The organism is Bradyrhizobium sp. FW305-F6 (genome assembly GCF_058782905.1).
Genome location: NZ_JBYSYD010000002.1, coordinates 1181499 through 1197637, shown reverse-complemented (window position 1 = coordinate 1197637; position 16139 = coordinate 1181499). Strand labels below are relative to the sequence as shown.

At 65.4% G+C, this 16139-nt stretch carries 12 protein-coding genes and 1 other RNA gene; 5 read left to right on the top strand and 8 right to left on the bottom strand.

What is annotated here, in order from left to right:
- Nucleotides 1-49: 49 nt before the first annotated feature.
- The gene (locus tag AC3WLX_RS16970) at nucleotides 50-3223 is read left to right on the top strand and encodes a multidrug efflux RND transporter permease subunit (RefSeq protein ID WP_492336805.1); all 3174 of its coding nucleotides are present in this window, start codon (nucleotides 50-52) and stop codon (nucleotides 3221-3223) included.
- Nucleotides 3224-3426: 203 nt separating this feature from the next.
- Nucleotides 3427-4554 carry an AAA family ATPase gene (locus tag AC3WLX_RS16965; RefSeq protein WP_492336804.1) on the top strand — a complete coding sequence of 376 codons (1128 nt, stop codon included), beginning with the start codon at nucleotides 3427-3429 and terminating at the stop codon, nucleotides 4552-4554.
- Between the two features lie 433 nt (nucleotides 4555-4987).
- Here AC3WLX_RS16965 and AC3WLX_RS16960 read toward each other — a convergent pair whose 3' ends face one another.
- The 8 genes from AC3WLX_RS16960 to tkt form a co-directional block, all read right to left on the bottom strand.
- Nucleotides 4988-5779, bottom strand: coding sequence for an inositol monophosphatase family protein (locus tag AC3WLX_RS16960; RefSeq protein ID WP_492336803.1), 792 nt, complete (start codon nucleotides 5777-5779; stop codon nucleotides 4988-4990).
- An 84-nt stretch (nucleotides 5780-5863) separates the two neighbouring features.
- A complete protein-coding gene (locus AC3WLX_RS16955; protein WP_291619853.1) occupies nucleotides 5864-6952 on the bottom strand; it encodes a tetratricopeptide repeat protein in 1089 nt (362 codons plus the stop codon).
- Nucleotides 6949-7665 (bottom strand): thiamine phosphate synthase, encoded by a 717-nt coding sequence (locus AC3WLX_RS16950; protein WP_291619851.1) that lies wholly within the window; start codon nucleotides 7663-7665, stop codon nucleotides 6949-6951. The genes AC3WLX_RS16955 and AC3WLX_RS16950 overlap by 4 nt, the downstream gene beginning before the upstream one ends.
- Nucleotides 7666-7667: 2 nt before the next feature.
- Entirely contained in the window at nucleotides 7668-8699 is a 1032-nt protein-coding gene (locus AC3WLX_RS16945) for a class I fructose-bisphosphate aldolase (RefSeq protein WP_492336802.1), read from the bottom strand.
- Nucleotides 8700-8925: 226 nt separating this feature from the next.
- The gene (gene fba, locus AC3WLX_RS16940) at nucleotides 8926-9993 is read right to left on the bottom strand and encodes a class II fructose-bisphosphate aldolase (RefSeq protein WP_492336801.1); all 1068 of its coding nucleotides are present in this window, start codon (nucleotides 9991-9993) and stop codon (nucleotides 8926-8928) included.
- Nucleotides 9994-10032: 39 nt separating this feature from the next.
- On the bottom strand, nucleotides 10033-11229 hold the full coding sequence (locus AC3WLX_RS16935; RefSeq protein WP_492336800.1) for a phosphoglycerate kinase: 1197 nt from the start codon (nucleotides 11227-11229) through the stop codon (nucleotides 10033-10035).
- A 150-nt stretch (nucleotides 11230-11379) separates the two neighbouring features.
- Nucleotides 11380-12387, bottom strand: a complete 1008-nt coding sequence (gene gap / locus AC3WLX_RS16930) for a type I glyceraldehyde-3-phosphate dehydrogenase (protein WP_291619841.1) — start codon at nucleotides 12385-12387, stop codon at nucleotides 11380-11382.
- 150 nt (nucleotides 12388-12537) lie between these two features.
- Complete coding sequence (gene tkt / locus AC3WLX_RS16925) at nucleotides 12538-14520, bottom strand: transketolase (protein ID WP_492336799.1); 1983 nt, start codon at nucleotides 14518-14520, stop codon at nucleotides 12538-12540.
- A gap of 397 nt (nucleotides 14521-14917) precedes the next feature.
- Here tkt and AC3WLX_RS16920 point away from each other — a divergent pair, with 397 nt between their 5' ends.
- The 3 genes from AC3WLX_RS16920 to ssrS all read left to right on the top strand — a co-directional run bounded on the left by AC3WLX_RS16920 (nucleotide 14918) and on the right by ssrS (nucleotide 16023).
- Nucleotides 14918-15208, top strand: a complete 291-nt coding sequence (locus AC3WLX_RS16920; protein WP_291619837.1) for a DUF4164 domain-containing protein — start codon at nucleotides 14918-14920, stop codon at nucleotides 15206-15208.
- Nucleotides 15205-15588, top strand: a complete 384-nt coding sequence (locus tag AC3WLX_RS16915; protein ID WP_035998340.1) for a cell division protein ZapA — start codon at nucleotides 15205-15207, stop codon at nucleotides 15586-15588. The genes AC3WLX_RS16920 and AC3WLX_RS16915 overlap by 4 nt, the downstream gene beginning before the upstream one ends.
- 274 nt (nucleotides 15589-15862) lie before the next feature.
- A non-coding RNA gene (gene ssrS, locus AC3WLX_RS16910) (6S RNA) lies at nucleotides 15863-16023 on the top strand.
- The last annotated feature ends 116 nt before the right edge of the window (nucleotides 16024-16139 follow it).

Sequence of the window (16139 nt, the reverse complement as noted above, 5' to 3'; positions counted from 1 at the left end):
GCGTTCCGCTCCATGAGGGTCTAACGAAACAACGAGGATAAAACGGCCAATGCCGAGTTTCTTCATCGACAGGCCGATCTTCGCCTGGGTGGTCGCGCTGTTCATCTGCTTGATCGGCGCGATCGCGGTGCCGCTGCTGCCGATCGCGCAATATCCGATCATCGCGCCGCCCTCGATCTCGATCTCGACCAGCTATCCCGGCGCCTCGCCGGAAAACCTCTATAACAGCGTCACGCGGCTGATCGAGGAGGAGCTCAACGGCGCCTCCGGTATCCTCAATTTCGAATCGACCAGCGATTCGCTCGGCCAAGTCGAGATCATCGCCAATTTCCAGCCGGGCACCAATACCAACGACGCCTCGGTCGAGGTGCAGAACCGCATCAAGCGCGTCGAGGCGCGCCTGCCGCGCGCGGTGATGCAGCAGGGCATCCTGATCGAGGAAGCCTCCAGTGCGGTGCTTCAGATCATCACGCTGAGCTCGACCGACGGCAGCCTGGACGAGGTCGGCCTCGGCGACTTCATGATCCGCAACGTGCTCGGTGAGGTCCGCCGCATTCCCGGCGTCGGCCGCGCCACGCTCTATTCGACCGAGCGCTCACTTCGCGTCTGGGTCGATCCAGCCAAGCTCGTCGGCTATGGTCTCACGGCCGACGACGTCAACAAGGCCATCGCCGCGCAGAACGCGCAGGTCGCCTCCGGCAGTATCGGTGCCGAACCTTCGACGTCCAACCAGCGCACCTCGTCGCTGGTGCTGGTTAAGGGGCAGCTCTCCTCGCCGGACGAATTCGGCGCCATCATCCTGCGCGCCAATGCCGACGGGTCGACCGTGCGCCTGCGCGATGTCGCGCGCGTCGAGGTCGGCGGCCTCAGCTACCAGTTCAACACGCGTCTCAACGGCAAGCCGACCGCGGGTCTGTCGGTGCTGATGTCGCCGACCGGCAATGCGCTGGCGACCGCGAGCGCGGTCGAAGCCAAGATGAAGGAGCTGTCGCGCTTCTTCCCGGCCAACATCACTTACGAGATCCCCTACAACATCACGCCCGTGGTCGAGGCCTCGATCAAGAAGGTGCTGACGACGCTGATCGAGGCGGTGGTGCTGGTGTTCGTGGTGATGTTCCTGTTCCTCCAGAACATCCGCTACACCATCATCCCGACGATCGTGGTGCCCGTGGCGCTGCTGGGCGCCTGCACCATGCTGCTGCTCGCCGGCTATTCCATCAACATGCTCTCGATGTTCGCGATGGTGCTCGCGGTCGGTATCCTCGTCGACGACGCCATCGTCGTGGTCGAGAACGTCGAGCGCATCATGGCCGAGGAAGGCCTGCCGCCGAAGGAAGCGACGCGCAAAGCCATGTCGCAGATCACCAGCGCCATCATCGGCATCACCCTGGTGCTGATGGCGGTGTTCGTGCCGATGGCGTTCTTCCCCGGCTCGGTCGGCATCATCTACCGCCAGTTCTCCGTCACCATGGTCGCGGCGATCGGCTTCTCCGCGTTCCTGGCGCTGTCGCTGACGCCGGCCTTGTGCGCGACGCTGCTCAAGCCCGTCGAGGCCGGCCATGGCCATGCGAAACCGGGCGTCTTTGGCCGGGTGTTCGGCTGGTTCAACCGTATGCTCGAAGGCGCCAAGGAACGCTATTCGCGCACCGTCGGCTTCTCGCTGAACCGTACCGGCCGCCTGATGCTGATCTATGCGGCGCTTCTGGTCGGTCTGTCCTGGGCCTTTATCAATCTGCCCGGCGGCTTCCTGCCCGTCGATGATCAGGGCTTCATCACTACCGACGTGCAGACGCCGTCGGATTCGTCCTATGCCCGCACCGAGGCCGTGATCGAGAAGGTCGAAAAATACCTCGCCGCACGGCCGGGTGTCAAAGATGTCACCTTCCTCACGGGCTTCAGCTTCTCCGGCCAGGGCATGAACACCGCGCAGGCCTTCATCACCTTGAAGGACTGGTCGGAGCGCGGCCCGCAGGACTCCGCGGCCGCGATCGTCAACGACGTCAACCGCGACCTCGGCTCGTCGATCCGCGATGCGAAGATTTCGGCGCTGCAGCCGCCGCCGATCGACAATCTCGGCAACTCCTCCGGCTTCTCCTTCCGTCTCCAGGACCGCGGCCAGAAGGGCTATCAGCAATTGATGCGCGCCGCCGATCAGCTGATCGCGGAAGCCAATGCCAGCCCGGTGCTGCAGAAGGTCTATATCGAAGGCCTGCCCGAGGCGGGGGTGGTCAATCTCTCGATCGACCGCGAGAAGGCCGGCGCCTTCGGCGTCACCTTCGAGGACATCAACAACACGATCTCGACCAATCTCGGGTCGAACTACATCAACGACTTCCCGAACCGCGGCCGCATGCAGCGCGTCGTGGTGCAGGCGGATGCGAGAGACCGCATGCGCACCGAGGACATCCTCAACTACAACGTCAAGAACAGCCGCGGCCAGCTGGTGCCGTTCTCGTCCTTCGCCACGATCGAATGGGCCCGCGGCCCGACCCAGATCGCCGGCTTCAACTATTATCCGGCGGTGCGCATCTCCGGCGAAGCCAAGCCCGGCTTCACCTCCGGCGATGCGATCGCCGAGATGGAGCGGCTTGCCGGCCGCCTGCCGCGCGGATTCGGCTACGAATGGACCGGACAGTCGCTTCAGGAAAAGTTGTCGGGCTCGCAGGCGCCGTTCCTGCTCGCGCTCTCGGTCTTCGTGGTGTTCCTGTGCCTCGCCGCGCTCTACGAGAGCTGGACCATTCCGCTCGCGGTGCTGCTGACCGTGCCGCTCGGCATCGTCGGCGCCGTCGTCGCCGCGATGCTGCGCGGCCTGCCCAACGACGTCTATTTCACCGTCGGCCTGATCACCATCATCGGCCTCGCCGCAAAGGACGCCATCCTGATCATCGAGTTCGCGAAGGATCTGCGGAAAGAGGGCAAGCCATTGGTGGAAGCCACCATCGAAGCCTGCCGCCTGCGCTTCCGCCCGATTCTGATGACCGGCCTTGCCTTCATCTGCGGCGTGCTGCCGATGGCGATCGCCCATGGTGCCGGCGGCGCCAGCCAGCAGGCGCTCGGCAGCGTCGTGATGGGCGGCATGATCGCGGTGGTGATCCTGGCACTGTTGATGGTGCCGGTGTTCTTCGTCTCGGTGCAGCGCGTGCTGGGCGGGGACAGGGAGCCGAAGGCTGAGAAGGAAGCTGAAGCGCACGGCCGGCCGGCGCGGGCGCACTCGGGCCACTGACGTACCGGTCCGTCATTCCGGGGCGTGCGAAGCACGAGCTATGATGCGCAATTGCGCATCTGAGAATCCATCGGGCCGCATTCACGGTTGATGAAGGGATTCCGGGCTCGCGCCAAGAGGCGCGCCCCGGAATGACGAGCCGAGATCTTGCTTTCCCGGAAGTGCCGATCCAGACTGCATCCCTGGATTGAAGAGAGTGCCTGATGCGTCTGACCGATATTGCGATTTCGAACTATCGCTCGATCCGGCGGCTCTCCCTCCCAATACACCCCCTGTCCGTCTTCGTGGGGGAAAATGGCGTCGGCAAATCCAATCTCTACAAGTCGCTGTCGCTGTTGCGCGACGCGGCGGCCGGGCGGATCACGCGCACGATCGCCGAGGAGGGCGGACTGAATTCGGTCTGCTGGTCAGGCATCCGCAAACGGGGCGAGGATGGACGGCTGCGATTGTCGGCCAGGTTCGATCGCCTGAAATATTCCATTGAGATCGGATTTCCCAGCCCGGTTGAGGCAGCGTTTACCGGCGAGCCGATGATCAAGGAAGAGACGATCGAGGCGACGCAGGGCAAACGAACGGTTCTGCTGATGGAGCGGAAGAACTCGCTCGTCAGCGTCCGCAGCGACAGCGGCGCATGGAGCAGTCACAAGGATGCTGTGCTGCCGTCCGAGCCGGCGCTTGCGGGCTTCTCCGACAGCAAGAGCTGCCCCGAAATCGATCTGATCAGGAGCGCAATGCTGGGCTGGCGCTTCTATCACGACTTTCGCACCGATCCGGCGTCGCCGATACGAAAGCCTTGCCTCGCGATCACGACGCCCTCGCTCAGTGCCGATGGAAGCGACCTGGCCGCGGCCCTGGCGACGCTCTATGCCATCAGGGAAGACGCAACCGACTTGCAGGACGCGATCCAGGATGCCTTCCCGGGCGCCGAGCTCCGCGCGTGGGAAAGAAACGGCGCGTGTGAATTCGATCTGCAACTCGAGGATATGCCGCGTCCGTTTGGGGCGCATGAACTGTCCGACGGCACGCTGAAATACATTTGTCTGCTCGCCGTCTTCATGGGCTATCGGCTGCCACCGTTCATCGCGCTGAACGAACCCGAGACCAGCCTGCATCCGTCGCTGCTGGCACCGTTGGCCCGGCTGATCGCCAAGGCATCGAGCCGCGCCGACATCTGGATCGTCACCCACTCGGAGCAATTGATGGAGGCCTTGCGAAGCGAGAGCGCGGTCCCGCTGCGCCGGGTGATCAAGTCGAAAGGCGCTACCATGATCGAGGGCCTGACCCTCGGCGGGGAATATCGGGGCGAGGAAGCCGACGATGACGACGCTTAGTTGTTGCAGATCGAGGCGCCGCGCTGCCGACCCAGCGGGCTTCGGAAGGAGCAAGTGATCCATGAGGAGCGCGGCTGCCATTGCGATCGCTTACCTACTTACTGGCGCTGTCTACGTTTTGCTTGATTCCCGAAAGCCGATCGATGAGCAACCCGGCTATATCAAGTGGGGCGGCATAGGGGTCACACTGTTTATTATGCTCTACTGGCTTCCCGGAACGCTGTCTGCGGCCTGCCGGGGCGGCGTCTTGAGAGACTTAGCCGTTCCATGGGTAATCTTTGCTGCCCTCACGGTCGCTGGGTGGCTTTACGTCTCGAGCATATAGCGCGCCTCCGGGCGGAGCATCCAGTATGCCACGGCCGTTCCGCATCCAACGGATCTCTCTGAATCATCCGCCTTCGCGGATGATGACAGCGTGGGGGTGTTTCTCGCCCTACGCCGGCTTCCGCAAGATCTTCACCAGCTCCCGGTGCACGAACTCATTGCCGCACACGACGTGGCCTGTCGTCAGCGCATCGCCGGGCGTGTCGATGTCGCTCACCGTGCCACCGGCTTCCTTGACCATGATCTGCCCGGCCGCGATGTCCCAGGGCGACAAATTGCGCTCCCAATAGCCGTCGAGCCGCCCCGCCGCGACGAAGGCGAGATCGAGCGAGGCGGCGCCGAAGCGGCGAAGCCCTGCGACGCGGCCCTGGAGCGCGGTCATCTCGCGGCGGAATTCCTCGTGGTCGCCGCGGCCGATATGGGGCAGGCCGCAGGCCAACACGCATTCGCTCAGCTGGCGGCGGCCGGCGACGCGCAGGCGCTGGTCGTTGAGGAAGGCGCCCTTGCCGCGCTCGGCGATGTAGAGTTCGTCATTGGCGGGGTTGTAGATCACGCCCGCGATCACCGTGCCTTCGCGCGCCAGCCCGATCGAGATCGCAAATTGCGGGATGCCGTGCAGGAAGTTGGTGGTGCCGTCGAGCGGATCGACGATCCAGGTGTGGCTCTTGTCGGTACCCTCGCGGGTGCCGCCCTCTTCGCCGATGAAGCCGTAGCCGGGCCGGGCCTTGGCGAGGTCCTGGTAGAGGATCTCCTCGGCGCGCTTGTCGGCGAGCGAGACGAAATTCGCCGGGCCCTTCAGCGAGACCTGGAGATGTTCGATCTCGCCGAGATCGCGCTTGAGGCTGCGGCCGGCGCGGCGCGCCGCCTTGACCATGACGTTGATAGTGGCGGAGTACAGCATGAGCTCTGGTCTTGACCGGGGAGATGGGCGCAAAAACGCGCCCGTTTGAGGGACTGGGTGCCCCGTGAGGGACCCCGCGTCAAGTCATTTGGTCCCGAGCCACTTCCTCGCGGCGGCCTCGGCCTTGGAGCGGTCCTCGGCCGGCAGCTCGGACAATTGCTTGTCGAGCTCCGGGTCGCCCTTGCCCGACGTCTTGGCCACGAGGTGCCATTTGAAGCCCTCGACCTTGTCCGTGGGGACGCCGACGCCGTTGATCAGCACCCAGGCCAGCCGGTTCTGCGCGATCGCGCTGCCCTGGCGGGAGGCCTTGCGGAGCAGGGCGACGGCGGCCGGCTGGTTCTTCGGCGTGCCGGTGCCGTTGAACATCGCGATGGCATATTCGACCTCGGCATCGACATTGTCGGCGAGCGAGGCGGCCTGCAGCAGCCGCACCGCGCGTTCGGCGTCCTTCGGCACGCCGGTGCCTTCCTTGTAGAAGGTCGCGAGCGCGTATTGCGCTTCGGGCAGGCCTGCATCGGCGGCCTGGCGCAGCAGTTCCGCCGAACGCCGGACGTCCTGCGGCAGGGTCTGGCCGTCCAGATAGAGCAAGGCGAGATTATAGGCGGCCTTGGGCTCGCCGAGCTTCGCGGCGGAGGCCATCAGCCTGACCGCCTCGTTCTTGTCGACCTTGCCGCCGCGGCCGGAGATGCGCAGCATGGCGAGCGCGAACATTGCCTCGCGGTCGCCGGCGTCCGCTGCGCGCTTGTACCATTCGGCGGCCTTGGCGTAGTCGCGCCTGATGCCCATGGCGTTGGAATAGAGCTCGCCGAGCATGGTCATCGCCTTGGGATCGCCGGCTTGCGCGCGCGCCGTGGCCAGCTCGAACGCCGTCTTGTACTGGCCGCGCTGATAGGCACCGAACACGAGGTCGACGTTGGGATCGTCGGTCGGCGGCGCGGGGATGACGGTCGCGGCCGGCTTCGGCGAGGGAGACGGCGAGGGGGACGGTTTGGGCGATGCCGACGGCTTGGGTGCCGGTGCGGCCTCTTGCTTCTTGGCGGGCGCGGGCGGCTTTGGCTTCTGCTTCTCTGCCGGCGCGCTCGGCGTCGTGGCCGGCGGCGTGATCTGGAGCTGCGCGGCCGCGGGCACCGTCAGCAGCAGCGTGGCCAGCAGGGTGATGCAGGGGAGCTTCATGTCGGGCGCGAGCCGTGCTCCTTGCTCGGAGGATCCTGGCTCGCAGGATCCTGGCCGGCCGTGGCTGCCGCATGGGCCTTCTTGATCGCAGCGTCGACCTCGACCAGCGCGGCCTTGGGTCCGCGCGGATCGGCCCAGACGAGGTCGCCAACCAGGACGAAATCGGCGCCGGCTGCGGCGAAATCGTAGGCCTCCTCCAGCGAAACGGCAAAGCCGACGCAGGGCGGCTCGAACAGCTCGGCCCACCAGTCCAGCCGTTCGGCGATGGCCTGGGATGACGGCCGCTGGCCTTTGGCATCGGGCTCGCCGAACAGCAAATAATCCGCGCCGATCTCGCCGGCGTCCATGGAATGGTGCCGCGTCGTGAGCCCGCCGACACCGGCGATGCGATCGGGCTTGAGCGAGGGCAGCGCCTCCTTCAGCGCGGCGATGCCGGGCAGGTGCGCGCCGTCGGCGCCGCCGCGCGCGACCAGCTCGGCATGGCCGTCGACCAGCAGCGCAGCGCCGGCCTTCTGCACCGGCGGTGCGAGGGTCTTGACGCGCGTGATCATGGTGCGCTGGTCGGTCTCCTTAAGCCGCAGCAGTACGGCGGCGACGTCGGCGGCGGCGAGCAGGCCCGGCAGCTTGGCAACGAGCGCCGCGGGATCGTCGACGACGGGCGTTGCGAGATAGAGGCGCGGCGCCGGGCGCGGCGAAGGCGGTTTGTTCGACAAGATCAGGCTGCCCTCTGTTCCAGGCTGCTTTGCCATTCGCCCTTGGAGGCGAGGCCGTTCATCCGCGCGCGATGGCTGAAGGCGGTTTGGCCAGCCGCGACGTTCTCAGGCTTGCCCGACCAGGCCTTCTGTGGGGCTGCCTGCAGCGCGCGGCCATAGGAGAAGGTCAGGCCCCAGGGGAGCGTGCCGAGCTTGTGCATGGCATTGAGATGCGCGGTCGCCTCTTCGTCGGACTGGCCGCCGGAGAGGAAGGCGATGCCGGGCACCGCCGCCGGCACGCAGGCCTTCAGCAGCCGGATCGTCTTTTCCGCGACCTCCTCGATCGAGGCCTGCTTCGGGCATTTCTTGCCTGGGACCACCATGTTCGGCTTCAGCACCATGCCTTCGAGCGCGACGCGCTGCACGCGCAGTTCCTGGAACGTCTTGTTGAGCACGCGGCTCGTCACCTCATAACAGCGGTGGATGTCGTGGTCGCCGTCCATCAGCACCTCCGGCTCGACGATCGGTACGATCTGCGCGGCCTGGCACAGCGCGGCGTAGCGCGCCAGTGCGTGCGCGTTGACGCTGATCGCGGTCATCGAGGGAATGCCCCGGCCGCCGTCGATGTCGATCACCGCGCGCCATTTGGCGAAGCGCGCGCCGCGCTCGTAATATTTCTTCAGCCGCTCGGCCAGCCTGTCGAGCCCGACGGTGACGGTTTCACCCGGGCACATCGGCAGGGCCTGCGTGCCCTCGTCGACCTTGATGCCGGGGATGGCGCCGGCCTGCTCGATCAGCTTCACCAGCGGCGTGCCGTCCTTGGCATTCTGCCAGATCGTCTCGTCGTAGAGGATCACGCCGGAGATGAATTGGCTCATGGCCTCGTTCGACCGGAACAGCATTTCGCGATAGTCGCGTCGGTTGTCTTCGGTCGATTCCACCCCGATCGCGTCAAAACGCTTCTTGATGGTGCCGGAGGATTCGTCGGCGGCAAGGATGCCTTTGCCGGGCGCCACCATGGCGGTCGCGACTTTGTTGAGCTCAGTCAGGTTCATCGAGAGGTCCTCCCAAAACGACTCTGCCCTTGCCCGGGAAAATAGACGGTTCTCGGGCAATTGCCGAGTTAACGTTCGTCGCAGGGTGGGGGAGGACTCGGTCATTCCGGGGCGCGCCCCTTGGCGCGAGCCCGGAATCCATTGATCCGCGTTGATGGTGGCACCATGGATTCCGGGCTCGCGCTGCGCGCGCCCCGGAATGACGGAAAGCGGTGCGCGCGATCGGTTACGCCACTTTCGGATCCAGCTCGCCCTTGGCGTAGCGCTTGGCCATCTCGGCGGTGGTCAGCACCTTCTTGATCTTGGAGGCCTGCCCCGCGGTGTTGAACTCCTGCAGGCGCTGCTTGCACAGCTTGGTCATGGCTTCCATCGCCGGCTTCAGATATTTGCGCGGGTCGAACTCTTCCGGGCTGTCCTTGAGCACTTTGCGGATCTGGCCGGTCATCGCCATCCGGTTGTCGGTGTCGATGTTGATCTTACGCACGCCGTTCTTGATGCCGCGCTGGATCTCGCTCACCGGCACGCCCCAGGTCGGCTTCATCTTGCCGCCATAGGCGTTGATGATGTCCTGGAGGTCCTGCGGCACCGAGGACGAGCCGTGCATCACCAGATGCATGTTCGGCAGCTTGCGGTGGATCTCCTCGATCACGTTCATGGCGAGGATGTCGCCGTCGGGCTTGCGGGTGAACTTGTAGGCGCCGTGAGACGTCCCCATCGCGATCGCGAGCGCGTCGACCTTGGTCTCCTGCACGAACTTCACGGCTTCGTCCGGGTTGGTCAGGAGCTGGTCGTGGCTGAGCTTGCCTTCGGCGCCGTGGCCGTCTTCCTTGTCGCCCATGCCGGTCTCGAGCGAGCCGAGCACGCCGAGCTCACCTTCCACCGAGATGCCGCCGAGATGGGCCATGTCGGTCACGGTCTTGGTGACGCCGACATTGTAGGTCCAGTCGCCGGGGGTCTTGCCGTCGGCCTTCAGCGAGCCGTCCATCATCACCGAGGTGAAGCCGGCCTGGATCGCGGTCATGCAGGTCGCAGGCTCGTTGCCGTGGTCGAGATGCACGCAGACCGGGATGTGCGGATAGATCTCGGTGACCGCGTCCATCATGTGCTTGAGCATGACGTCGTTGGCGTAGGAGCGGGCGCCGCGGGAGGCCTGGATGATGACGGGCGCGTCGACCTGGTTGGCCGCGTCCATGATCGCCAGCGCCTGCTCCATGTTGTTGATGTTGAAGGCCGGTACGCCGTAATCGTTCTCCGCCGCGTGGTCGAGCAACTGACGTAACGTGATCCGAGCCATCTGTCTTTTTCTCCCGTTGGGGCCTGCAAGGCCGCTTGCTTACTTGATACGCAGAACCTCGACGCCGGGCAGGGGCTTGCCTTCCATCCACTCGAGGAACGCGCCGCCTGCGGTCGACACATAGGTGAAGTCACCGGCCACATGCGCCTGGTTGAGCGCCGCGACGGTGTCGCCGCCGCCGGCAATCGAGATCAGCTTCTTGGCCTTGGTGCGCTCGGCTGCGTGCTTGGCCGCTGCGACCGTGCCGCGGTCGAACGGCTGCATCTCGAAGGCGCCGAGCGGTCCGTTCCAGACCAGTGTCGCGGCGTCGTCGATCGCGGCATGGACGCGCGCGATCGACTGCGGGCCGACGTCGAGGATCATGCCGTCGGCCGGGATCGCGTCGAGCCCGTAGGCGTGCGAGGGCGCGTTGGCCTGGAAATGATAGGCGACGGTGGCGTCGACGGGGAGGATGACCGCGCAATTGGCGGCTTCCGCCTTCTCCATGATGCGCAGCGCGGTGGCGCTAAGATCCTTCTCGGCCAGCGACTTGCCGACCCCGATGCCCTGCGCGTGCAGGAACGTGTTGGCCATGCCGCCGCCGATCACGAGCGCGTCGACCTTGGTGACGAGGTTTTCCAGAAGGTCGATCTTGGTCGAGACTTTTGCGCCGCCGATGATCGCGATCACCGGCTTGGTCGGCGAGCCCAGCGCCTTCTCCAGCGCGTCCAGCTCGGCCTGCATGGTGCGGCCGGCATAGGCCGGCAGCTTGTGGCCGAGGCCTTCGGTCGAGGCGTGGGCGCGGTGCGCGGCCGAGAACGCGTCATTGACCCAGATGTCGCCGAGCTTCGCCAATTCCGCGACGAAGGCCGGATCGTTCTTTTCTTCCTCTTTGTGGAAGCGTGTGTTCTCGAGGCAGAGGATGTCGCCGTCCTTGAGCGCCGCCACGGCCTTGGCCGCGGGCTCCCCGATGCAATCCTCGGCGAAGGCGACGGGCTTCTTCACCACCTTCGACAGCGCCTCGGCGACCGGCCTCAGCGAGTCCTTGGCATCGCGCCCCTTCGGCCGGCCGAAATGCGCGAGCAGGATGACCTTGGCGCCCTTGCCGGCGAGCTCCGTGATGGTCGGCGCGACGCGCTCGAGCCGGGTGGCGTCGGTGACGCGCCCGTTCTCCATGGGCACGTTGAGATCGACGCGCAGCAGCACGCGCTTGCCCTTCACGTCGGCGTCGTCGAGGGTACGGAATTTGTTGGTCATCGGATGGCCCTTGTCCCGGGCGCACTGCGGCGCGCAGTGCCGCTGTGCAGAACCGGGACCCATGTTGCAGCGAGTCCGGCGGTTAGATGGGTCCCGGCTCTGCGGAGCAGCGCTATGCGCTGCACCGCGTCCGGGACACGAGACCTGTCCTCAGATCACCTTCGCCATCGCCGCGGCGGTGTCCGCCATGCGGTTCGAGAAGCCCCACTCGTTGTCGTACCAGGACATCACGCGCACCAGCGTGCCGTTCTGCACCTTGGTCTGGTCCTCGTGGAAGGTCGAGGAGTGCGGGTCGTGGTTGAAGTCGATCGAGACGTTCGGCGCATTGGTGTAGCCGAGGATGCCCTTGAGCTGCTGCTCGGAGGCGCGCTTCATCGCCGCGTTGATCTCCTTGGCGTCGGTTGCGCGCTTGGCGACGATCTTGAGGTCGACCACCGAGACGTTCGGGGTTGGCACGCGGATCGCGACGCCGTCGAGCTTGCCCTTCAGCTCGGGCAGCACGAGGCCGATCGCCTTCGCAGCACCGGTCGAGGTCGGGATCATCGACATCGCCGCGGCGCGGCCGCGGTAGAGATCCTTGTGCATCGTGTCGAGCGTCGGCTGGTCGCCGGTATAGGCGTGGATCGTCGTCATGAAGCCGGTCTCGATGCCGACGAGGTCGTTCAGCACCTTGGCGACCGGCGCCAGGCAGTTGGTGGTGCAGGAGCCGTTGGAGACGACCAGATGGTCCTTGGTCAGCGTCTCGTGGTTGACGCCATAGACGATGGTGGCGTCGGCGCCGTCGGCCGGCGCGGAGACCAGCACGCGCTTGGCGCCGGCGGTCAAATGCGCGGAGGCCTTGTCCTTCGAGGTGAAGATGCCGGTGCATTCCATCGCGATGTCGACGCCGAGATCCTTCCAGGGCAGCTTCGAGGGATCGCGCTCGGCGGTCACCTTGATCTTGCCGCCGCCGAGATTGATCGAGTCGCCGTCGACGGTGACGGTGCCGGGGAAGCGGCCATGGACGCTGTCGAAGCGGAGGAGATGGGCGTTGGTCTCGACCGGGCCGAGGTCGTTGATGCCGACGACCTCGATGTCCTTGCGGCCGGACTCGGCGATAGCCCGCAGGATGTTGCGGCCGATGCGGCCAAAACCGTTGATTCCGACGCGGACTGCCATGTTTCGTCTCCTTCAATGACCGTTGTCATCCCGCAAAACGCGCAAATAACGCGCCTGCGAGGGTTTTTTAGGGGCGGACGCCCGGTTCGGCCGGGCGGTGCTTGATCATATGAGGGATTACGTAGTCCTTTTTTGCGGCAATCTCAACTCTCAGGAAATGCGCTTCAGCACAGCGTTAACCGCGGCCTCGGCGGTAATTCCGAAGTGCTGGAAGATCTTGTTGAGCGGCGCGCTGGCTCCGAAAGAGTGCATGCCGACAAATTCGCCATCCTGGCCGATCACGGCGTCCCAGCCCCAGCGCACCGCGGCCTCGATCGCGACCTTGATCGGCGCGTTGCCGATGATCGCGTCACGGCGTTCCTTTGGTTGCGCTAACAGGAGCTCGAGCGAGGGCACCGAAACCACGCGTGTCGGAATGCCGCGCTCGGCCAGCTGCTTCTGGGCGGCGACCGCCATCTCCACTTCGGAACCGGACGCGAACAAGGTCGCCTTGGCTTCGCCCTCTGCAGCGACCAGCTCGTAGGCGCCGTACTGGCACGGATTTTCGTTGGCGGAGGTCCGCAGCTGCGGCAGGTTCTGCCGCGTCAGCGCCAACACGGTCGGGCCGTCCACGCGGTTGAGCGCGAGCTCCCAGCACTCGGCGACCTCGATGGCGTCGCACGGACGGAACACGCGCATGTTCGGAATGGCGCGAAGCGCGGAGAGATGCTCGACCGGCTGATGCGTCGGGCCGTCTTCACCGAGGCCGATGGAATCGTGCGTCATCACATAGACCACGCCGGCGCCCATCAGCGCGGCGAGGCGCATCGCAGGCCGGGCGTAATCGGTGAACACCAGGAAGGTCGCGCCGTTCGGCGCGAAGCCGCCATGCAGGAAGATGCCGTTCATCGCCGCGGCCATGCCGTGCTCGCGGATGCCGTAATGGATGAAGCGGCCCTTCGGCGTCTTCGCGGAAAACGCGGTCGCCGATTTCGCCTTGTTGTTGTTGGAGCCGGTGAGGTCGGCCGAGCCGGCGAGGAATTCCATCGGCATGGCGCCGGCGATGACCTCGATGACCGCTTCGGAGGACTTGCGGGTCGCCGCCGTCATCGGCTTCTCCAGCAGCTCCTTCTTGTAGGCTTTGAACGCCTTGGCGAGCGCGGCGGGGCGCTCGTGACGCAGGCGGCGCTCGAACTCGGCGCGCTTGCGGCTGCCGAGCTCACCGAATCTTGCTTCCCATTCCTGACGCGCAGCAGCACCGCGGCTGCCGGCCGCACGCCACGCCTTCAGCACGTCGTCGGGCACCGAGAAGGGCTCGAGCGATATGCCGAGATTTTCCTTGGCAGCCTTGAGCTCGTCGGCGCCGAGCGCTTCGCCGTGCACCTTCGAGGTGCCCTGCTTGTGCGGCGCTCCGAAGCCGATCGTGGTGCGGCAGGCGATCAGCGTCGGCTTGCTGGATTTCTGCGCGCGTGCGATCGCCGCGGCAATCGCGGCCTGGTCGTGGCCGTCGATCTTCTCGGCGGCCCAGCCGGCGGACTTGAAGCGCTTCACCTGGTCGACGGAATCGCTGATCGAGGTCGGGCCGTCGATCGAGATGCCGTTGTCGTCGTAGAGCACGATCAGCTTGTTCAGCTTCCAGTGCCCGGCCATCGCGATGGCTTCCTGCGAGATGCCTTCCATCAGGTCGCCGTCGGAGGCGAGCACATAGGTGTGATGGTCGACGATCTTCTTGCCGAATTCGGCGGCGAGCATCTTCTCCGCCAGCGCCATGCCGACAGCAGTCGAGATGCCTTGGCCGAGCGGACCGGTGGTGGTCTCGATGCCCTTGGTGTGGCCGTGTTCGGGGTGGCCCGGGGTCAGCGATCCCAGTTGGCGGAAATCCTTGAGCTGGTCGATCGTCATCTCGGGGCTGCCGAGGAGATGGAGCAGCGAATAGAGCAGCATCGAGCCATGGCCGGCCGACAACACGAAGCGGTCGCGGTCCGGCCATTCCGTCGCAGCGATGTCGAATTTGAGGAACTGCGTGAACAGCACCGTGGCAATGTCGGCGGCACCCATCGGCAGGCCGGGATGGCCCGATTTCGCCTTCTCGACGGCGTCCATCGCAAGACCGCGGATCGCGTTGGCCATACGGGTGTGATCGACCTGCGTCATGTCTGAAATCCGTCTGAAATGAAGCGCTTGGCGATGGTTGCCCGCGCGGGAGAAGCCTGGCGGCCACTGGAGGTTGGCGTTGGGATAGCACCTCGGTTCCGGGAGTCCAAGGCAATCGAACGCCCGTTTGGCCGCAAAAGTTGCCTGTGTGGACATCGGTTTTCCGCTGACAATGCGCCGGGCCGAAGCGACCGATCGGGACGTCGTCCCGATTGATCGGTGCATAGTTTTGCGGCGGCGTTGCGCTTCCCTAGCTTGCTTTGTAAATTTCTGCTTCTAACCGCTTGCCGAACCGAGTCTTTTGCCGGACGGCGAGCTCCAGGGAAAGGCCACTGGGCAAAGGCCGCCAGGTTCCGCCGCTGACTGCATGACCGATCGCGTATCCAACAGTTCCGCCATGACGGAGACGTCCGCCGTCGAGATCGAGATTGCGACGCGCAGGCTCACGGCGGCGCTCGACGCGCTCGAAAGTGCGGTGGAGCGGCGCCGCGATGCCGATCGCGACGAGAACGAGCTTGCGGCGCGGATCCAGGCACTCGGCGCGGATCGCTCGCGACTTGCCGACGAACTCGACGGCGCGCTGGTGAAGGCGCGCAAGCTCGAGCGCACCAATCGCGAGATCTCCGACCGGCTGGATTCCGCCATCGTCACGATACGCTCGGTGCTCGATACCGGAGAGGACGGATGAGCCACATCAACGTCACCATCAATGGCCGGCAATACCGCATGGCCTGCGAGGAGGGCCAGGAGGTGCGGCTGCTCAAGCTCGCCGAAACCCTGGAGACGCGCATTCAGTCGCTCCGCGGCAAATTCGGCGAGATCGGCGATGCGCGTCTCACGGTGATGGCCGCGCTGACCGTGTGCGACGAATTGATCGACACCACCAACCGCGTCCGCACGCTGGAGCAGGAGCTGACCGAACTCCGCGATTTCCGCAACGCCGCCGTCGAGCGCGCCCGCATGACGCAGACCGCGGTGGTCAACGCCCTCAACGCCGCCGCCGAACGCATCGAGAAGTCGACCCAGGTCCTGAATCGGACGGTGGGCAATGGCATCGCGATTGGGTGAGACTCTTCGGAAGAATCGACCAAATTGTTGGGCTCGACAGGGCTGCGCGCTTACCCTCCCCTGGAGGGGGAGGGTCGATCGCGCGCAGCGCGAGCGGGGTGGGGTGATCTCTCCACACGAACAGTGCCCGTGGGGAGAGATCACCCCACCCCGTCTCACATTCCGCTGCGCTCCATGTGAGCCGACCCTCCCCCTCAAGGGGAGGGTAAGACACGCGCGAAAGGGCCGCAGCGCCGCACTGGCGATTCGTCAGTATCGTTGTTACATTGTCTCCGCGAGGCTGCGACGTGCGTCAGGAGCCATATATCCCCGGGGCCTTATCGATCCTTTAGGGAACTGTCCCTGGCCGGGCCCGTGGGCCCGGACATATGGTGCCCACCTACTTTCGTAGGGAACTCCGGGATCGAGTGCTTCAACGGCGTCCGCGGCTTCGCACTGTTTATTCGGTCTGTTTCGTGCCCGTCGAATTGCGTCCCCGACACGCTGCGGTTCTATCTCCGTGTCATGCCGCGGCTTGACCGGGGCATCCAGTACGCCGTGGCGTCGAGGTT

Bases quoted from the DNA above. Each gene is read 5' to 3' on its own strand.
- tkt (WP_492336799.1), bottom strand. From the start codon at position 14,520: ATGACGCAGGTCGATCACACCCGTATGGCCAACGCGATCCGCGGTCTT.
- AC3WLX_RS16965 (WP_492336804.1), top strand. From the start codon at position 3,427: ATGCGTCTGACCGATATTGCGATTTCGAACTATCGCTCGATCCGGCGG.
- AC3WLX_RS16970 (WP_492336805.1), top strand. From the start codon at position 50: ATGCCGAGTTTCTTCATCGACAGGCCGATCTTCGCCTGGGTGGTCGCG.
- AC3WLX_RS16960 (WP_492336803.1), bottom strand. From the start codon at position 5,779: ATGCTGTACTCCGCCACTATCAACGTCATGGTCAAGGCGGCGCGCCGC.
- gap (WP_291619841.1), bottom strand. From the start codon at position 12,387: ATGGCAGTCCGCGTCGGAATCAACGGTTTTGGCCGCATCGGCCGCAAC.
- AC3WLX_RS16935 (WP_492336800.1), bottom strand. From the start codon at position 11,229: ATGACCAACAAATTCCGTACCCTCGACGACGCCGACGTGAAGGGCAAG.
- AC3WLX_RS16955 (WP_291619853.1), bottom strand. From the start codon at position 6,952: ATGAAGCTCCCCTGCATCACCCTGCTGGCCACGCTGCTGCTGACGGTG.
- AC3WLX_RS16915 (WP_035998340.1), top strand. From the start codon at position 15,205: ATGAGCCACATCAACGTCACCATCAATGGCCGGCAATACCGCATGGCC.
- AC3WLX_RS16920 (WP_291619837.1), top strand. From the start codon at position 14,918: ATGACGGAGACGTCCGCCGTCGAGATCGAGATTGCGACGCGCAGGCTC.
- AC3WLX_RS16945 (WP_492336802.1), bottom strand. From the start codon at position 8,699: ATGAACCTGACTGAGCTCAACAAAGTCGCGACCGCCATGGTGGCGCCC.
- fba (WP_492336801.1), bottom strand. From the start codon at position 9,993: ATGGCTCGGATCACGTTACGTCAGTTGCTCGACCACGCGGCGGAGAAC.